The sequence below is a fragment of the Vibrio sp. V23_P3S9T160 genome (assembly GCF_963886625.1).
GTDB lineage: Bacteria > Pseudomonadota > Gammaproteobacteria > Enterobacterales > Vibrionaceae > Vibrio > Vibrio anguillarum.
In genome coordinates this window covers 1-17,303 of the sequence record NZ_CAWPDB010000166.1, presented here as the reverse complement: position 1 = coordinate 17,303, position 17,303 = coordinate 1, and the positions used below count along the sequence as shown (strand labels likewise).

General features: G+C 44.1%; 14 protein-coding genes and 1 riboswitch. Of the genes, 8 read left to right on the top strand and 6 right to left on the bottom strand.

The genetic code is table 11. From position 1 onward, the window contains the following. Positions 1–38 precede the first annotated feature (38 nt). Together AACU59_RS15740 and AACU59_RS15735 are read left to right on the top strand one after the other, a co-directional pair. Positions 39–1,562 carry a sensor domain-containing diguanylate cyclase gene (locus tag AACU59_RS15740; RefSeq protein WP_094144979.1) on the top strand — a complete coding sequence of 508 codons (1,524 nt, stop codon included), beginning with the start codon at positions 39–41 and terminating at the stop codon, positions 1,560–1,562. A 94-nt stretch (positions 1,563–1,656) separates the two neighbouring features. Continuing rightward, entirely contained in the window at positions 1,657–2,187 is a 531-nt protein-coding gene (locus tag AACU59_RS15735) for a 3'-5' exonuclease (protein WP_017042481.1), read from the top strand. 6 nt (positions 2,188–2,193) lie between these two features. Here the strand turns inward: AACU59_RS15735 and AACU59_RS15730 are convergent, their stop codons facing one another. Together AACU59_RS15730 and AACU59_RS15725 are read right to left on the bottom strand one after the other, a co-directional pair. Then, entirely contained in the window at positions 2,194–2,637 is a 444-nt protein-coding gene (locus tag AACU59_RS15730; protein ID WP_026027231.1) for a tellurite resistance TerB family protein, read from the bottom strand. Between the two features lie 84 nt (positions 2,638–2,721). Continuing rightward, the gene (locus tag AACU59_RS15725) at positions 2,722–3,126 is read right to left on the bottom strand and encodes a hypothetical protein (protein ID WP_010319280.1); all 405 of its coding nucleotides are present in this window, start codon (positions 3,124–3,126) and stop codon (positions 2,722–2,724) included. Between the two features lie 240 nt (positions 3,127–3,366). Between AACU59_RS15725 and hrpA the strand changes: the two genes are divergently transcribed. Both hrpA and AACU59_RS15715 read left to right on the top strand, forming a co-directional pair. Continuing rightward, on the top strand, positions 3,367–7,302 hold the full coding sequence (gene hrpA / locus AACU59_RS15720; RefSeq protein ID WP_094144980.1) for an ATP-dependent RNA helicase HrpA: 3,936 nt from the start codon (positions 3,367–3,369) through the stop codon (positions 7,300–7,302). 103 nt (positions 7,303–7,405) lie between these two features. Then, a complete protein-coding gene (locus AACU59_RS15715; RefSeq protein WP_017044743.1) occupies positions 7,406–7,888 on the top strand; it encodes a porin family protein in 483 nt (160 codons plus the stop codon). An 89-nt stretch (positions 7,889–7,977) separates the two neighbouring features. Here the strand turns inward: AACU59_RS15715 and AACU59_RS15710 are convergent, their stop codons facing one another. Next, entirely contained in the window at positions 7,978–8,889 is a 912-nt protein-coding gene (locus tag AACU59_RS15710; protein ID WP_013856811.1) for a LysR family transcriptional regulator, read from the bottom strand. Positions 8,890–8,987: 98 nt separating this feature from the next. Between AACU59_RS15710 and AACU59_RS15705 the strand changes: the two genes are divergently transcribed. Next, positions 8,988–10,391, top strand: coding sequence for an MDR family MFS transporter (locus AACU59_RS15705; RefSeq protein WP_088732468.1), 1,404 nt, complete (start codon positions 8,988–8,990; stop codon positions 10,389–10,391). Positions 10,392–10,463: 72 nt separating this feature from the next. Here AACU59_RS15705 and AACU59_RS15700 read toward each other — a convergent pair whose 3' ends face one another. Next, complete coding sequence (locus AACU59_RS15700; RefSeq protein WP_094144981.1) at positions 10,464–11,945, bottom strand: carboxypeptidase M32; 1,482 nt, start codon at positions 11,943–11,945, stop codon at positions 10,464–10,466. Positions 11,946–12,165: 220 nt separating this feature from the next. Between AACU59_RS15700 and AACU59_RS15695 the strand changes: the two genes are divergently transcribed. Continuing rightward, a complete protein-coding gene (locus tag AACU59_RS15695) occupies positions 12,166–12,804 on the top strand; it encodes a LysE family translocator (RefSeq protein WP_017044740.1) in 639 nt (212 codons plus the stop codon). A gap of 67 nt (positions 12,805–12,871) precedes the next feature. Here the strand turns inward: AACU59_RS15695 and AACU59_RS15690 are convergent, their stop codons facing one another. Then, complete coding sequence (locus tag AACU59_RS15690; RefSeq protein WP_017042489.1) at positions 12,872–14,251, bottom strand: alanine/glycine:cation symporter family protein; 1,380 nt, start codon at positions 14,249–14,251, stop codon at positions 12,872–12,874. Between the two features lie 123 nt (positions 14,252–14,374). Then, a riboswitch (glycine riboswitch) is annotated at positions 14,375–14,468 on the bottom strand. Between the two features lie 358 nt (positions 14,469–14,826). On the opposite strand from AACU59_RS15690, the gene AACU59_RS15685 reads away from it, so the two are divergent. Together AACU59_RS15685 and AACU59_RS15680 are read left to right on the top strand one after the other, a co-directional pair. Then, positions 14,827–14,985 (top strand): hypothetical protein, encoded by a 159-nt coding sequence (locus AACU59_RS15685; protein WP_010319274.1) that lies wholly within the window; start codon positions 14,827–14,829, stop codon positions 14,983–14,985. A 19-nt stretch (positions 14,986–15,004) separates the two neighbouring features. Then, positions 15,005–15,739 carry a chromosome partitioning protein ParA gene (locus tag AACU59_RS15680; RefSeq protein ID WP_094144982.1) on the top strand — a complete coding sequence of 245 codons (735 nt, stop codon included), beginning with the start codon at positions 15,005–15,007 and terminating at the stop codon, positions 15,737–15,739. A gap of 68 nt (positions 15,740–15,807) precedes the next feature. Here AACU59_RS15680 and AACU59_RS15675 read toward each other — a convergent pair whose 3' ends face one another. Beyond that, positions 15,808–16,914, bottom strand: coding sequence for a M20/M25/M40 family metallo-hydrolase (locus tag AACU59_RS15675; RefSeq protein WP_094144983.1), 1,107 nt, complete (start codon positions 16,912–16,914; stop codon positions 15,808–15,810). Between the last annotated feature and the right edge of the window lie 389 nt (positions 16,915–17,303).

Genomic DNA, 17,303 nt, shown 5'->3' with positions numbered 1-17,303 from the left:
GTCCTGAGTCCTGAGTCCTGAGCCACGGAGAGGCTGTTATGTTCGAGAGCGACAAAAAGGTGATCTATCCTTTATGTATTTCAATTATTACCTTAATGATGACAGCGTCAGTCATCTCATTACTCTACATTAATCAAAAGAATCATATTGTCATGTTGTTTGATAGCCACGCTGAACATCAAGCAAGCATATTAGACACGTTGGTTGCAAATGATGTCAGTTTTATTGGTTCGGCTGCCAATTTTTTACATACTACCGAGGGGGATAATGTGCAAGGATTTGACGTTTTTGCCCATGGGGTTATGTCAACATCCTACAGCCTTATCGGTTTGCAATGGTTAGCGAAAGTAACAAAAGATGATGCTGACGAATTTGTAACATTAATGAGGGATCGTTTGCCTCAATTTGAGTTATTTACAGTACCTAAAGCGGCTCAAAAGGTGATTGGATTTTCTGAAGAGAATGAACAACCCGTTTATGTTCTGAGTGATATTTATCCTCAAACCAAAAGTAACCTTGAATTGCTCGGTTTCTATTCGCTACGCCCTCGCTTTCAAAGAATTGCTGCACATATTGAGAGTACGGGGCTACCTGCTATATCCGATAAGGTCCGCCTATTGCAAGATGGCATAGAAGCACACCACAAAAAGGATGGACTATTGGTATATCATCCCGTTTTTAGCTACAACAAACAGGAAATGATTGGTGTGGTAGTGGGTGTTATTCGACTCTCTACTTATTTTGATGGATTGGTGAGCCGCACGGCATCCGATCATCGATTGCATATGAAAGTAACCGATCTCGGATTTGATGCCGAAGATGATCCGATTCTATTCCAAAGCCCAGATTGGGATTCAATCAAAGGCATAGAAATAGAGAAACGCTTATCTCTGCCTAACCGTGATTGGAAAATTGATTTTAAGTTCTCAGAACCAATAGCGAGCAACATACAGTGGATTTTAGTGGCGCTCAGCGTCGGTGGTTTAATTATTTCGATCTTGTTAGGTTATGTTGTCTATTTGTTGATGAGAGAAAAACTTCATCTTAGCGAGATGCTAGAAGAACGTACTGAAGAACTGCGCTTTTTAGCGGACCACGATAGTTTGACTGGGTTGTATAACCGACGTGCATTCGGACGTTTACTGCAAGAGAACGTCTTACAGAAAAAAGCTTTTTCGTTGGTAATGTTTGATGTTGATGATTTTAAACTGATTAATGACAAGCATAGCCACATTGCAGGCGATGAGATGCTAATACATATCACAACGGTTATTTCACGTCATATGGGAAATAATGATGTTTTAGCTCGGTTAGGTGGGGACGAATTTTGCATTATTTGTGAATTGTCAGAACTTCAACCTTTGCAGTGTTATCTAGAAACGTTACGAGCGGCTGTTGAATCAACCGGATATGAGTTCATGGATGAGGTGCTGTATTGCACGCTCAGTATTGGGGCGGCGATCAATCATACTTATGATCAAGAGTCTTTATTACATTTGGCAGACAGCAAGTTATACGAAAGCAAAGAAAATGGTCGCAACCGAGTTTCAATCGCCCAATAACTGTCCGAACGAAAGGGCGAGAGTCGAGTTTTTGAGAGGAGTCGAGTAAGATAACGTTCTTTGACTACTTATATCTAAAGGATACGCCTGAACAATGAACTATAACCGAGTTGTCTGCTTCGATTTAGAAATGTGCTGCTGGAATGAAAATGGGGTTGGGACAACGGGTGAAATCATTGAAGTGGGTTTAGCTGAAATTGATGTGCAGTTGGGCACGATTGTGAAGCGCGCTCAATATTATGTCAGGCCAGAGCAAGACGAAATTTCGCTGTTTTGTAGTGAGTTAACCGGGATAACTCCGCGTAAAATTGAAAAACAGGGTCGACCACTCGCAGGTGTCATTCAATCAATGGTCAAGAACTTTGGCGGCCCAAATAAGATTTATGTTTCGTGGGGGCGTGATGACCAAATTTTAGCTAAAGAGTGTGAGCAGAAGGGGATCGTTATGCCTTTTAGCGAGTTCATCAACCTAGCAACGCTCTACCGTATTCAGCAGAGAATGAAAGAAAAACGTATTGGTCACCGCGCCGCACAAGAAGTTCAAGGTATTGAGTGGGAAGGGCGACAGCACTCCGCTTATGTTGATGCCTACAACCTTGCGAAATTGGCGTTAACGATGTTGTAATCCGCTCTATTTTTGAGCGGAAAGTTTAGCGCGGATAAATTCACTGTGGTCGACATACAATAATTCTGCCGCTTTGCGGATCACCGCCTCTTCGAGTGGGTCTATCTCACCGTCCGCGTGCGCGACTTGCCACATCGCCTTGATAAGTTCATATCGCGTATCTTGCGAGAGCTCGCGTAATTGTGAAGTGAAATCATACAATGAAGCTGACTGTTTGACGCTTTGTTCTGCCCGAATGAGCAGTTCCGTGGTTTCTGTATCATCTAACGCTAATAGTCGTTTAACTAATTGAAACTTAGCGTCATTTTCTCGTGTGTCAATTTGATGATCGGCTCCTGCCACTTCTCTGAGCAAACAAGCAATCGCTAAGTTGGGGTTAGTGTTGGAGCGCTGGCCTAAATCTTCTCCGTCCAAGAGTTGCTTGAATAGCGATGTAATGGCATTAAACATAAAAAAACCTACTGAAAATTTCGAGTCATTATTGTTTAAATAGTGGCGTATTGAGCAAAACACAAGTCAGAATAAAGTGAGATTCTAAATATCACGAGATTCACCTTCATCGTTCTCGTGATAAAAATCATTCGGATCTTGAGGAACGCTAGGGTCTTCTAGTATTTCAATGACTTCTGAACTTGAGTATTCATGCCCCATCAGGAAAAGCGCTAACATGGCATCGGCTTTGGATTTATTGTCCGCTTTTTCTAGCAAAATTTCTTCAAAGCGTCGCCGTATCATGGCAATCTCATGTTCAACAAAACCGCGACCTTCTTCCTCTCCTTCACCTTCCTCGGGCGCATTATCAAACTCCAGAAACAGAAAATGGCCGTCCAATTGTGTGTCAATAAGACGTTCAGGCAACCAAGCCTCACCCATCACCAATTCTGGATCGGTGTTATCGGGTAGTGAATCGAGTATGTGTTTCAGTTCAGATGCTTTCACAGTTTTATCGTTTCAGTGATCATGTCGCTATTGTAGCGGCGATTTTCTTATAAACATAAGAAATCCTGATCCGATTGCCCAATTTTAAATCGCTTAATCATACGAACGATGGCAAAACATACCGGAATCGAGGAGGAAGCGAATAAATGCTCGCCGTTTGTGAAAGGATAACTGATTGCAGGCGCGTTGATTATGCTACAATCCGCTCAGTTTTATGTAATGAAATGAATAGGAAATGCTTTGACCTCGTCACAGCCCAATCAACACAAGTCAATGAACGCTAGCAGCAACAGTGCGGCATCTCTGCGCAATGCATTGAAAGAATGCATGATGCGTGATCGTTTTCGTCTGAGTAAACGCATCTCTGGTGCGAGCAAAATAAAAAATGAGCAAGCCAAACATGCCGTTTTTGATCAAATTGCGCTCGATATTGCTCAGTCAATGATGGTGGCGCAGCAGCGTCTCAACAACCGCGTTACCATCGACTACCCTGATTTATTGCCCGTAAGCCAAAAACGCGATGATATCGCCAAAGCGATTGCTGAAAACCAAGTGGTAATTGTGGCGGGTGAAACTGGGTCAGGCAAAACGACTCAGTTACCCAAAATTTGCGCAGAACTTGGGCGCGGTAAATATGGCCTGATTGGCCATACGCAACCACGTCGCCTTGCTGCGCGTTCGGTGGCGAGCCGAATAGCGCAAGAGATGGAAACAGAACTGGGGGGCTTTGTTGGCTATAAAGTTCGTTTTAACGATCAAATTTCCGAGCAGACTCAGATCAAATTGATGACTGACGGGATATTGTTGGCCGAAATCCAGCATGATCGTTTTCTCAATCAGTACGACACCATCATTATCGATGAAGCGCATGAGCGCAGCTTAAATATCGATTTTATCTTAGGTTATTTGAAAGAACTGCTGCCGCGTCGTCCGGATCTCAAAGTCATCATTACTTCGGCCACCATCGATCCTGAACGCTTCTCTAACCATTTTAGTGGCGCGCCTATCATTGAAGTGTCGGGTCGTACTTATCCGGTCGATACGCGTTATCGACCACTGCTTGGTGAAGAGGACGCAGACCGCGATCAACTTGAAGGTATTTTTGAAGCCGTCGATGAACTCTGTGCTGAAGGGCTTGGCGATATTCTGATCTTCATGAATGGTGAACGAGAAATTCGTGATACGGCCGATGCGCTCAGTAAACGTAACTTACGTGATACTGAAATTGTGCCGCTTTATGCACGATTATCCGCCGGTGAGCAGAATAAAATCTTTCAGCCCCATATAGGGCGGCGCATTGTTTTAGCCACCAACGTGGCAGAAACATCCCTTACCGTTCCGGGGATTAAATATGTCATTGACCCAGGTACGGCGCGTATCAGCCGTTATAGCTACCGCACCAAAGTCCAACGTTTGCCGATTGAACCAATTTCTCAAGCGAGTGCAAATCAGCGTAAAGGACGTTGTGGCCGTGTTGAAGAAGGGATTTGCATACGCCTCTATTCCGAAGAGGATTTTCTTTCACGCCCAGAATTTACCGATCCGGAAATACTGCGTACCAACTTAGCCTCGGTTATTTTACAAATGACCGCACTTGGGCTGGGTGATATTGAAGCATTCCCATTTGTGGAAGCGCCGGATAAACGCAACATTCAAGATGGTGTGCGTTTGCTTGAAGAGCTTGGTGCGATTGTTCCTGACACCAATAAACACGGTCACGACAGCAAAAAGCAGTTGACGGATATGGGGCGCAAATTAGCACGCTTGCCGATTGACCCCCGTTTGGCGCGTATGGTGCTTGAAGCGCCAAAGCTTGGCTGCGTAAAAGAGCTAATGGTGATTGCCGCTGCACTTTCGATTCAAGACCCACGTGAACGCCCATCAGATAAACAACAAGCATCAGATGAGAAACATCGCCGATTTTTTGATGAAGAGTCCGATTTCCTGAGCCTAGTGAATTTGTGGAACCACATTCAAACTGAGCAAAAAGCGTTAAGCAGCAGCCAATTTCGTAAGCAGTGCAAACAAGATTACCTCAATTATTTGCGGGTACGCGAATGGCAGGATGTCTACTTCCAAATTCACCAATCGATGCGTGAAATGGATTACAAATTGAACGACGAACCGGGCAATTACCAAAGTATCCACAGTGCAATTTTGGTTGGTTTACTGTCGCACATCGGTATCAAAGACCAAGAGAAAAATGAATACCAAGGGGCTCGTAACGCCCGCTTTAATATTTTTCCCGCTTCTGGCCTGTTTAAAAAGCAGCCCAAGTGGGTGATGGTCGCCGAATTGGTGGAAACCTCTAAACTGTGGGGGCGTATTGCAGCTAAAATCCAGCCTGAATGGGTGGAACCGCTGGCACAGCATTTGATCAAGCGTAGCTACAGCGAACCGCATTGGTCAAAAAAACAAGCCGCCGTCATGGCCTATGAAAAAGTGATGTTATATGGCATTCCTATTGTGCCTAAACGTTTGATTAACTACAGCACCATTGACGAGCCACTATGTCGTGAGATTTTCATTCGCAGCGCATTAGTTGAAGGTGATTGGGAAACCAAACATGCGTTTTTCAAGCAAAACCGTCGCTTATTACTTGAAGTCGAGGAGCTTGAGCATAAATCTCGCCGCCGCGATATTTTGATTGATGATGAACAGCTTTTCGAGTTCTACGATCAGCGAGTCGCAACGGATGTGGTCTCTGGGCGTCATTTTGATGCGTGGTGGCGAAAAGTCAGCAAAGCCACCCCAGATCTACTCAACTTTGAAAAAGAGATGCTATTTAAAGGTGATGCTAGCCACATCACTGATTTAGATTATCCCAACTTTTGGCATCAAAACGGTATTAAGCTGAAGCTCAGCTATCAATTTGAACCTGGAGTGGATAGTGACGGTGTCACGGTACATTTGCCACTGCCGATTCTAAATCAAATTGAACCGACAGGGTTTGATTGGCAGATCCCCGGGTTACGTCATGAATTGGTTGTTAGCCTGATCAAGTCGTTGCCTAAAACACTGCGCAAAAACTTTGTACCGGCACCTAACTATGCGGATGCGTTTTTAGCTCGTGTCACACCGATGGAATTGCCTTTATTGGATGCGATGGAAAAAGAGTTAAGACGCATGACGGGCGTCGAGGTGAAGCGTGAAGATTGGAAGCTAGAGCAAGTTCCGGATCATTTAAAAATCACTTTTCGCGCGGTGGATCATAAAAATCGCAAACTCAACGAGCATAAAGATTTATATCAGCTGAAAGAGAGTTTGAAAGAGAAAGTACAAGAAACACTATCTCAAGTGGCAGACGATGATATTGAACAGCAAGGTTTGCATACGTGGAGCTTTGGTGAATTACCGAAAGTGTACCAACAAAAGCGCGGCGGTTTCGAGGTTAAAGCCTATCCAGCGTTAGTGGATAGTAAAGAGAGCGTTGAAATTAAGCTTTTTGAGACCGAGCAAGAACAACTCAATGCAATGAAAGCAGGGCAACGGCGTCTGATTTTGCTGAACGTTCCTTCACCGATTAAATATCTGCACACCAATTTACCGAACAAGTCAAAATTGGGGCTCTACTTTAACCCGTATGGCAAAGTACTGGACCTGATTGATGACTGTATTGCTTGTGGGATTGATAAGTTAATTGAGCAGCAAGGCGGTTTAGTGTGGGAACCGGAGCAGTTTGAGGCACTGAAAGAGTTTGTGCGCGCTGAATTGGGCGATACTGTGGTCGATATCGCCCAACAAGTGGAGACGATCCTTACCACGGCATTCAACATTAATAAAAAGCTGAAAGGGAAAATCGATTTTACGATGGCTTTTGCGTTATCGGATATCAAAGCGCAGATCGAAGGTTTGATCTTTAAAGGCTTTGCCACCGAATGCGGCTGGAAGCGTTTGCCGGATATTCTGCGTTACATGCGCGCGATTGAACGTCGGATGGAGAAGTTACCCATTGATCCAAATAAGGATCGTTTGCACATGTTGAAAATTGAAGCGGTAACCAATGATTACAAAGCGCTACTAAACAAGATACCTCGTGGTGCAGAAGTACCTGAAAATGTTAAAGAGATCCGTTGGATGATTGAAGAGCTTCGGGTGAGTTTATTTGCTCAGCAACTTGGCACTCCTTATCCAGTTTCAGATAAACGTATAAAAAATGCGATTGATGCTTGTTAGGTATAAGATTTGCATCTAACCAACAGTTCACTATAATTTGACGCTATGTGGCAATCGGTCGCCGTTTTGAGGCCACTGCCAAATTAAATAAAGAAGGTTCATCATGAAAAAGACTTTAATCGCACTGGCGCTGATCAGTACATCTTCAATGGCGTTTGCTGACTCTTGGATTTATGGCGGCGCATCGGTAGGCCAATCGGATTTGAATGGTAAAAGCGGTACTTCGTACAACATTCATGCCGGTACTGGTATTCTTCCTCTGATTGGCCTCGAAGCGGGTTACACCGACCATGGCAAATTTGAAGTCACTGCCACGAATGAAATCGCGGCCTCTTCTGTTTATTTTGCGGTAAAACCAAGCATTGATTTTGGCCCTCTGCATGTGTATGCCAAAGGTGGTTTGCACTCTTGGGATAAAAAATTAAACAGCAATAAAATAGATGATGGTTTTGACATCATGTACGGTGTAGGCGCTGAATACTTCCTGATGGGGCCCATTTCAGTTGGTGCAAGTTACATGAATTACACTCTGGGCGATGACGATATTGGTACGGTTTCATTCAACGCGACCTTCCACTTTCTTTAATCTAGTCACTCAACTGCTTTCAACCACTTCTTGCTCGTTAGTAGCAAGAAGTGGTTTTTTATTTGAGTAGTATGGTGTGGTGTACATTCTCAAGTACGCCAGTAACTGAAAGCAAAGCGCGACCAGTGATTGATGATGTAGTCAATAAATGCCTGAGTTCGCTCAGGAAGAAAACGTCTCTGAGGGTGCAACAAATAAACATCCGCTCCTTCAATCTGCCAATTAGGCAATAATGGCACTAATCGTTTCTCCTCTAACTCCTTATCAATTAATCCTTTAGGTAACCTTGCAATACCCATATTCATGAATGTGGCTTGTAAAATCGTATCAATTTCCTCAGAGCTAATACGTGCTTGAGGGATAAATTGAAAACGTTCTTTGCTTTGCTGATGTTCGAATATCCACGCTTGTTTGGTATTTAAAGTGAGTAGTGGCAGAGAAAGTAATTGCTCTGGATGTTTTAGTAGCAAAGAGGCCGAGTAGTCAGGACTTGTGCACAACACGGAAGGGTTATTAGCTAGTTTGCGCGCAACCCAATCGGATTGCGGTTGTGGACCAAAACGTAGCGCTATATCAAGGTCGTGCTGGGTATGGTAATCCAGCCCCGCACCGACTTGAATACGAATGTTGACTTTAGGATGTTGCTGACAAAATTCCAGTGCTAATGGACTTAGCTGATGCCGAATGGGGAGGATTGGCGCGTTAATGACGATCTCGCCTCTAAACTCTTGTTTGGCTTTTAAAGCTTGTGCTTGTTTATCTTCTATTTGGCTAAATAGGTTGGCATAGGTTTCAAACAAATGCTCGCCTTCTTTCGTTAGTACCACTTCTTTACTGTTTCTGATCAGTAGAATGCTGCCAATATCTTGTTCCAACTGCTGAATTCTGCGGCTCAAAGTGCTGGTGGACAAGGCTTTTTGTTTTGCTGCCAGCGTAAAATTGCCACATTTCACTACCGTTAAAAAGAGTGATAAATCATCAAGTTTCATCATTAATCCCATTTATGCAATAAGCCATCCCATTCTATCCTATTTTAGGATGTGCACTATTACGTTATCGTGTCGGTCGCGCATTCTAATCAAGTTCATATGAGGGGCACATGCCTACCGATTCAACTTATTCGGCTAATCCGAAAATTATTTTTGCCAGCGTTGCTTTAGTCATCGCTTTAGGCTCGCTTGAAAAAAGCATCGTTACCACACCATTGGCTCTTATTGGGCAAGATCTCTCGGCAGGACAAGCATTAACATGGGTGATTACTGCTTATCTATTAGCATCGACCGCTGTATTGCCCGTCTACGGTAAACTGAGCGATTTGTTCGGACGAGTTCGGATGCTAAATGTCAGTATCGTGATCTTTATGTTGGGTTCCGCGCTGTGTACCTTTGCTTTTGATCTACCCAGTTTAATTGGTGCTCGTGTGATTCAAGGGATTGGCGGTGGAGGCTTAATAGCTCTGGCATTTACTGTTATCGCCGATTCAATTCCTGCGCGCGAAGTGGGCAAGTACCAAGGTTATATTTCAGCGGTTTATGCGGTGTCCAGTATTGCAGGGCCACTGCTTGGCGGCTATTTTGCTGACTACCTCAGTTGGCGGTGGGTATTCGGTATTAATTTACCGCTAGGGTTGGTGGCACTTTACATGGTTAACCGCTATTTGAAGCATCTCAATAAACGCAGAGATAGTCGCTTTGATTGGGTGGGAGCAGCGTTACTCATGAGTGCGACGACTTTGCTGCTGTTATTACTTTCTTCACATTCATTTATCCCTACTGGCTGGGGTGCGTTTGCATTACTGGCGTGTTTAGTTGCTTTGGTGGTTGTTGAACGCAGAGTGAGTGATCCTATTTTACCGGCGCGTTTAGCACGTCTTCCGAATTATCTGACCGCGATTGTTCTTATTATGGGATCGCAAATGCTGATGTTTGCGCTTTTGGTCTATTTACCGCTGCAGTTTCAATGGCAAAAGGGACTCACTCCGTCAGAAAGCGGTGCCATTATGGTGATCTTCATGGTCTGTATTACCTCTGGCGCTTATGTGGGCGGGAAGCTCATCGCGAAGTTTGGCCGTTATAAGATGTTAGTGATCGTCGGTTTTGCTTTGGCTATGGCTGCATTGTGGCAAGTTCATTACGATATGTGGGTGAAATTTGCATTGGGTTTTGCGGGTATAGGTATTGGTTTAACCTTACCGGCCTTAGGCGTTGTTGTACAAAGTGTCTTACCCGCACGTGATCGCGGCATTGGCATGTCACTGTTTAATTTTGGACGAGAACTCGGCGGTGCACTCGGTGTTGCGTTCTGTTCCGCGCTCTTTTATCTGAGAGTGCCAAGCGAAGTCATGGTTGCTGAACACAGTGCCGAGCAGGCCGGCGTTTCCACTCAGGTATTATCACAAGGTTTTAGCTTGGTTTATATTGGCATGAGCGTACTAGCGTTACTGGCGATGTTACTGACAGTATGGCGCTTGCGTAAAGATGCATTGATGAAAAGTTCATCATGAATTCCTGCGTGTTATTGAGCGTTAACTAAGTGTGAAAAAAGCAGCGATTTAAGCTGCTTTTTAAGTTTGGCGCTAAAGGTATCTATGCTTTAGGTGGTCTTGGAAATATTGAGCGTTAAGCACATCCCCAGTCGCTTGTTTCACCAATTCATCGGTTGTTAATAAGCTACCTTTCCGCCAAATATTATCGGCAAGCCAAGTAAATATTGGTGATAAATCACCACTGCGAATGGCGGCATCAACATCCACCGTTTTCTTCATCGCTGCCATAAACTGCGCAGCGTACATCGCGCCAAGTGTATAACTTGGGAAATATCCGAAAGCGCCATCTGTCCAGTGGATGTCTTGCATACAGCCGTTTTGGTTATTTCCTTGGGTAGAAAGGCCGAGGTAAGCCTGCATTTTTTGATCCCATAGCTCAGGCACATCGGTATGTTTGATATGACCATTGATCAAATCACGTTCAATTTCATAACGTAAAATGACATGCGCTGGATAAGTCAGCTCGTCGGCATCGACACGAATAAAGCCTTTTTCAGCTCGAGTGTAGATCTTCTGGAAATTCGCTTGTGCAAATACTTTATCTTCACTACCTGAAAAATAGCGGGCGGCTAGGGTGGCTAAGTGCTCAATAAAGGGTTCACTGCGCCCCATCTGCATTTCAAAGAAGAGCGATTGAGATTCATGAATACCCATCGAACGCGCTTCTCCTGCTGGTGTACCTGCAAGATGTTTAGGCAAGCCTTGCTCATAACGTGCGTGGCCCGTTTCATGGACAATGCCCATTAGAGACTGAATAAACTCCGACTCATTATAACGAGTGGTGATCCGAACATCGGTTGGAACACCGCCGCAAAAAGGGTGAACGCTTTCATCAAGGCGACCGTGTTCAAAATCAAACTGAAGCAGTTTCATGACTTCTAAGCCTAGCGCCTTTTGCTTTTCAGCAGGGTAATGGCCAGTCGGTATGATTATCTCTTCGGCGCGTTGCTTCTCTATGACTTGATCGATTAACGTTGGCAGCCAAGTTTTAACATCGCTGAAAACAGCGTCCAATGATTGAGTTGTTGTACCCGGTTCGTAAAGATCGAGCATCGCATCATAAGGCGTTAAACCTGTAGCATCAGCGCGGATCTGCGCTTCTTGCTGTGAGAGTGTGACCACCTCAGCCCAGTTTTTCTCAAAACCGACCCAATCATTGTTTTTGCGTTGGGTACGCCAAGCATGTTCACACTTTGAACCAGCAAGAGATTTCGCTTGCACCAAAGCTTCAGGCAGTACGTTTGCCTGCTGCCAGTGGCGTTTGAGTTCACGCAGAGTTGCTTTTTGCTCATCGTTCAATGGCTCATTTTGTGCTTTATCAAACCATTCAGCCAATTGAGGTTGAGTATGTAAACTATGAATATGAACGGACAATTGCGCCATCGCTTCCGAGCGAGCTTGAGCGCCGCCAGCAGGCATTACTGCGGCTTGATCCCAGCCACAAATAGCCGCTAAATGATTGAAATGTGAAATTTTATTAGAATGTTGAACTAATTGATTGAATGCATCCATGGAATTAGCCTTCCGTGACGTAAAAGAGGAGTTAGTGTAGCAACCATTAAGTGTCTAACCAAGGCCATCCAAGTCAATTAAGGTGAAAGAGCGTGACCCAAACCGACAAGACTGTGAGTATTTCATTATTTTCTTATCCATTGAAAACTGTTAAAGACTTTATAAAAGAGCTCAGGTATAAAAAGGCAAACGATGACATTTCTTTTATACAAGGACGGGTATGTATATCCAAAACGTTGAAGCCTTTCTGATCGCAATTACTATATTAACGCTAACTCCAGGGCTAGATACGGCACTGGTGATTCGTAACACATCACGAGCTGGGTTCACTGACGGCAGCATAACAAGTTTGGGTATTTGCATGGGGCTATTTGTGCATGCGACCTTTTCCGCCGTCGGTATTTCGGCGATTTTGGCACAATCGGCCGAGCTGTTTCATGTGGTTAAAATGATTGGTGCGGCGTATTTAATTTGGCTGGGACTATCCAGCTTAAAAGCGTTGCTGAAAAATAGCCAAGGTATGCAGGTTACGGCCATTTCACACAGTGAATTCACGCTGAAGCGGTCATTGCGTGAAGGTTTTCTTTCCAATGTGTTGAACCCTAAAACGGCGGTATTTTATCTCGCATTTTTGCCACAATTTATTAACCCAGAATATTCTCCGTTGTTGCAATCGCTTTTGATGGCTGCCATTCATTTTGTTATCGCTATGTGTTGGCAGTGCGGTTTAGCGGGCGCATTGAGCTTTGCAAAAAACTTACTCAAGAATGCGTCGTTTATGAAATGGATGGAAGGGACAACAGGTGTTGTGCTCGTTGCGCTTGGGGTGAAATTGCTACTAGAAGATGAAGCGGCTTAAGAAGTTGCTCTTTAGTCACCTAAAGTTGCCGATAAGCACTGCCACATGCTTATCGGCTGGCAAACGATTAATGTTGGGTTTGAGCATCACGCGTAAAAGGTGCTGACTGTTTTTCAAAAAACAGCTTGGTCTCTTCAAGCACAATATGGCGTAATGCGATTAATCCGATCAGATTAGGGATAGCCATTAAACCGTTAACGATATCAGCAATAATCCAAATCATATCAAGGTGCAAGAACGCACCTGATGCCACCAAACCGATAAAAATCAGCTTATAAGGCATCACTGCTTTGGTGCCAAACAAAAACACCACGCAGCGCTCACCGTAATAGTTCCAGCCTAAAATCGTCGTAAAAGCAAAAAACATCAAACCAATAGAGACCATCATCGGGCCCAAGGTTTGCGCATTTAAGCCCACGGCAAATGCATAGGTTGTCATAGCGGCACCAGAAAAATCACTTTGCCATGCGCCAGTTAAGATCAGCGCAAGCCCGGTCATGGTGCAAATAATGATGGTGTCAAAGAAAGTACCAGTCATTGAAATCAACCCTTGTTTTACGCAAGAGTCAGTTTTCGCTGCCGCCGCGGCCATTGGCGCGCTGCCAAGACCAGATTCATTAGAAAATACACCGCGCGCAATCCCTGATTGAATCGCTAGCATGATGCTCGCTCCTAAGAAACCACCAGTAGCGGCTGTGGAAGTGAAGGCAGAAGTAATAACTAAACTGATGGCCGTGAGTAATTGATCGCTGTTGCTGATGATCACACTCAAACACGCAAGGATGTAAAAAAGGGCCATGGCAGGTACCACTTTCCCAGCCACTTTAGCAATTGATTGAATACCACCGACCGTGACAAATGCGACTAACAGCGTTAGAACCACTGCTGATATTTCGCGTGACACACCAAAAGAGATTTCAGTAGCATCTAAAATCGCGTTGACTTGTGGGAATGTACCGATGCCGAAACAAGCGACACCGATGGCAAATAGGGCGAATAAAACCGCCAAAGTTCGCGAGCCCACGCCATATTGCAGGTAATACATCGGGCCACCAACCATTTGGCCTTTGTCATCCACTTGACGATACTTTACTGCCAGTAAACATTCAGCGTATTTGGTCGCCATACCAAACAGCGCGGCTAACCACATCCAAAATAGCGCGCCCGGCCCACCGAGCTTAATCGCTGTCGCTACGCCAACGATATTACCGGTTCCAATCGTCGCGGAAAGTGCGGTACATAAGGCGGCAAAGCTTGATACATCGCCTTGTTTACCAGCGTCTTTGTCTTTACTAAACACCATCTTAAGTGCGGTAGGTAAATGTCGAAATTGGATAAGACCGAGACGAAACGTAAAATAGATGCCTGTACCGACCAATAAAATTAAAAGTGGTGGTCCCCAGACAAAGTTGTCTATAGATTCAAGAATAGATTGCAGGTTGTTCATTAGTTCCCCTTAATAAAACGACAGTTAAGGAGAAGAGGGAAAGGGCAGTAATCTGAAAAGATCCCACAAAAAGATCACAGCAGGTTAGTGGTGAAGAAACCACACCTATTTATGATTGTAACTTTCCACTCCTCTGTCCTTTTGCCTGAGAGTTTCACCCCAAATAGGGTTTGCTCCTTCGGCGACCGATTAAACGGTTCTCTCCAGAGGTTCCTCCAACTACAGTCCTCGCCAGCTCTCATAAGAGAGAGCATTAGCACCTGAAAGATTTACTTCTTCGGCGAGCCTGTTTACTCATACTTTGAATAAACTAAGGCTACTCTCCTGCAGTCTTCATCGGAACTGATGATAAGTGCGCTTACCATCAAGGCGAGATATGTTACATAAAGCGTTTTTCAAGACAAGAAAAATTGTGCTTTTGATCTCAATTTGCTGCCGTTTGGTGGTTTGTTAACCATTTATAGACGTAAACATAGGATGAGGGGTGAAAACTTTACGCTTGTTGTCGATTGTTCTACTTTTTTCTGACTTATCGCGTGTTATAAATGATATACACTACGTGAGAGGATAGGCTAATGACACGACTCATCACCATTATTTTATTGATCGCCATTGCTTTTATTTTTATTCGTTATCGTACCAACGAAAAGTTGCAAAAAGGGGTGGTGGTTTCTTTACTCACTGCTTTTGTCATTTATGCTGCCTCAATTGTGATTACTGAATTAACTCGCTGAGATAGATAGGAGCGAAAGAGTGAACAAACAGACGGACATTGATGCACAAGACGATGTCGTAGTGATTGAAGAACGAGACAAACGCACCTACGTCTACATCGCGTTAGCAGGGGTGTTGGGGTTAGCATTAGGTGGCTTAATCGGTTCAAGTATCACCACGAATAACTGGCAAAAAACATACCATCAGCTAGAAGAAAAATATGAACAGCTCACCCAAGATAAAAGCCAATTAGCTGAAAAAGTGCAATTAAAAGTCGCCAGTGTCGAAGCTGAAGTAGCAAATAAACTTCAACAAGCATTAGAAGAGCAACAAAAGCAGTATCAACAAGAGCTGGATCAAGCGCAAAGCCAATACCAAGCATTAATGGCAGAAAATAAAGCGCTGCAAGCGAAACTTAATACACAGGAAAATGCACTAGCGCAAGTTGAGAACAAAAATTCTAAATTAAATCGGCAAGCCGATATGCAGGCAACGATTTTTGAACGTTCACGCGAACTGTTCCAACGTGAATTGAAAATTAAGCAAGAGTTAGAAGCGCTGCAAAAAGAGAAAGAAACTTTAGTACCGAAGTTAAAAACGCTCAAAACCGATTGTGATGTCTACCTAGAAGGTAAGTCGTGGGATGCAAAATCAGACGCATGTGATAAGCAAGATGAAGCGAATTCAAGAATTAGCCAAATCGATCAGATGATCCAAGTTCACCGCATGGATTTAGAACAAATCAAAGCGTTAACGGAAAATATAGGCTTATAATTTATACCAATCCCACCAATGTTTCTTTAGCAGGCCTCGCGAAAATGAGGCCTGTTTTATCGTAAGGCTTATTCGGTCAAATACGTTGTTAGGAATTCTGCAATCTTCACCATATCACTGATCGCAATATACTCTTCGGTGGTGTGAACTTTCGCCATGCCCGTTGACAAATTGACGGTCACTAATCCTTTTTCGTTAAAGTTGTTTGCATCACTGCCTCCACCAGTACGTTTGGTTTTTGGTGCAATCCCAACCGATTCAAAGCTCTTTTTGATCGCAGCGATATGCGGATGCTCTTCATCCAATACAAAGGCGTTGTAAGCACGAGTAGATTCAATCTCAACCTGCGCGCCATGCTTGTTCGCCGCGGCCTGAAAGGTTGACACCATATGTTCAACTTGTAGGCTCAACTTATCATCATTCAATGAGCGGGCTTCAGCGACAATTCTAAGATCAGGCATGACGATATTCGTTGCGCCACCGCCGTGAACAAGGCCGATATTCGCCGTGGTTTCCTCATCAATACGCAGCAATTTCATTTGGGTAATCGCATCGGCTGCGACGGCGATAGCGCTAATACCTTCTTCAGGAGCAAGGCCTGCGTGTGCGGGTTTGCCTTTGATATTAACGATGATTTTTTGCTGTCCTGGGGCGGCTTTAACAATGGTTCCTATTGGACCACCAGTGTCGAGCACAATCGCCTTAGCCGATTGAATATGAGACATATCAAAGTGTTTGGAGCCTTGTAGCCCGCCTTCTTCATGGACGGTGAATGCAATTTCAATGGTTTTATGAGGTTGTTTTTGCGCTTTAATCGTTCGGATCGCCTCCATAATGGCCGCAATACCCGATTTGTCATCGCCGCCTAAAATGGTGTCACCGTTAGAGCGAATGACGCCATTTTCAATGACGGGTGTGATACCAATCCCCGGTTTGACGGTATCCATGTGACAGCTCAGTACGACACTGTCATCGAGTTGTCCTGCTAGGCGAGCATAAAGGTTAAAGCCATTGGAAACATGTTCAGGTACGGGCAGTTTTTGGACTGAAAAACCGAGCTCACCCAATTGTTCAGACAGCGTTTCTGCAATCTGTTTTTCGTTACCCGATTCGCTGTCAATTTGAATTAGTTGTAGAAAGTGCTCAACCAAGCGCTGTTCATTTATCATGGTCATTTTGTTATCTCGTAGGAAACAGAAGCCATACCATATCGCGTGTGGATGACGCGATGTTCTGCGATAAATCAAAGAAGCACGACAAAATAACCGAATTTTTCGCTTATATATAGCCAATGACTATTGTTTTAAACTTAATGATTCACCTGTGTTGGCCTAATGTTTTGTCCGTGTAGCTCGGCATATAAAAACTATGTGCGCCTAACACCTCGCCGATTGTGTGTTTTTCGCCGGAGGCAGTATCGGCTTTTAATAAATGTAGCTAAAATGTTACGCTGTGCTATTTATCTTACTGAGCAACTGGTTATGATTGACTTGTGATTAACGTGGTCAATTAAGAAAAAGTTATTAATATTCAGTCAAATAAAAACAATTTATCTCTGTAAAAT

What these genes read in the sequence shown, in the direction of transcription:
- AACU59_RS15740 (WP_094144979.1), top strand. Translation starts at nt 39, where the DNA reads ATGTTCGAGAGCGACAAAAAGGTGATCTATCCTTTATGTATTTCAATT.
- AACU59_RS15735 (WP_017042481.1), top strand. Translation starts at nt 1,657, where the DNA reads ATGAACTATAACCGAGTTGTCTGCTTCGATTTAGAAATGTGCTGCTGG.
- AACU59_RS15730 (WP_026027231.1), bottom strand. Translation starts at nt 2,637, where the DNA reads ATGTTTAATGCCATTACATCGCTATTCAAGCAACTCTTGGACGGAGAA.
- AACU59_RS15715 (WP_017044743.1), top strand. Translation starts at nt 7,406, where the DNA reads ATGAAAAAGACTTTAATCGCACTGGCGCTGATCAGTACATCTTCAATG.
- AACU59_RS15710 (WP_013856811.1), bottom strand. Translation starts at nt 8,889, where the DNA reads ATGGGATTAATGATGAAACTTGATGATTTATCACTCTTTTTAACGGTA.
- AACU59_RS15705 (WP_088732468.1), top strand. Translation starts at nt 8,988, where the DNA reads ATGCCTACCGATTCAACTTATTCGGCTAATCCGAAAATTATTTTTGCC.
- AACU59_RS15700 (WP_094144981.1), bottom strand. Translation starts at nt 11,945, where the DNA reads ATGGATGCATTCAATCAATTAGTTCAACATTCTAATAAAATTTCACAT.
- AACU59_RS15695 (WP_017044740.1), top strand. Translation starts at nt 12,166, where the DNA reads ATGTATATCCAAAACGTTGAAGCCTTTCTGATCGCAATTACTATATTA.
- AACU59_RS15690 (WP_017042489.1), bottom strand. Translation starts at nt 14,251, where the DNA reads ATGAACAACCTGCAATCTATTCTTGAATCTATAGACAACTTTGTCTGG.
- AACU59_RS15685 (WP_010319274.1), top strand. Translation starts at nt 14,827, where the DNA reads ATGACACGACTCATCACCATTATTTTATTGATCGCCATTGCTTTTATT.
- AACU59_RS15675 (WP_094144983.1), bottom strand. Translation starts at nt 16,914, where the DNA reads ATGACCATGATAAATGAACAGCGCTTGGTTGAGCACTTTCTACAACTA.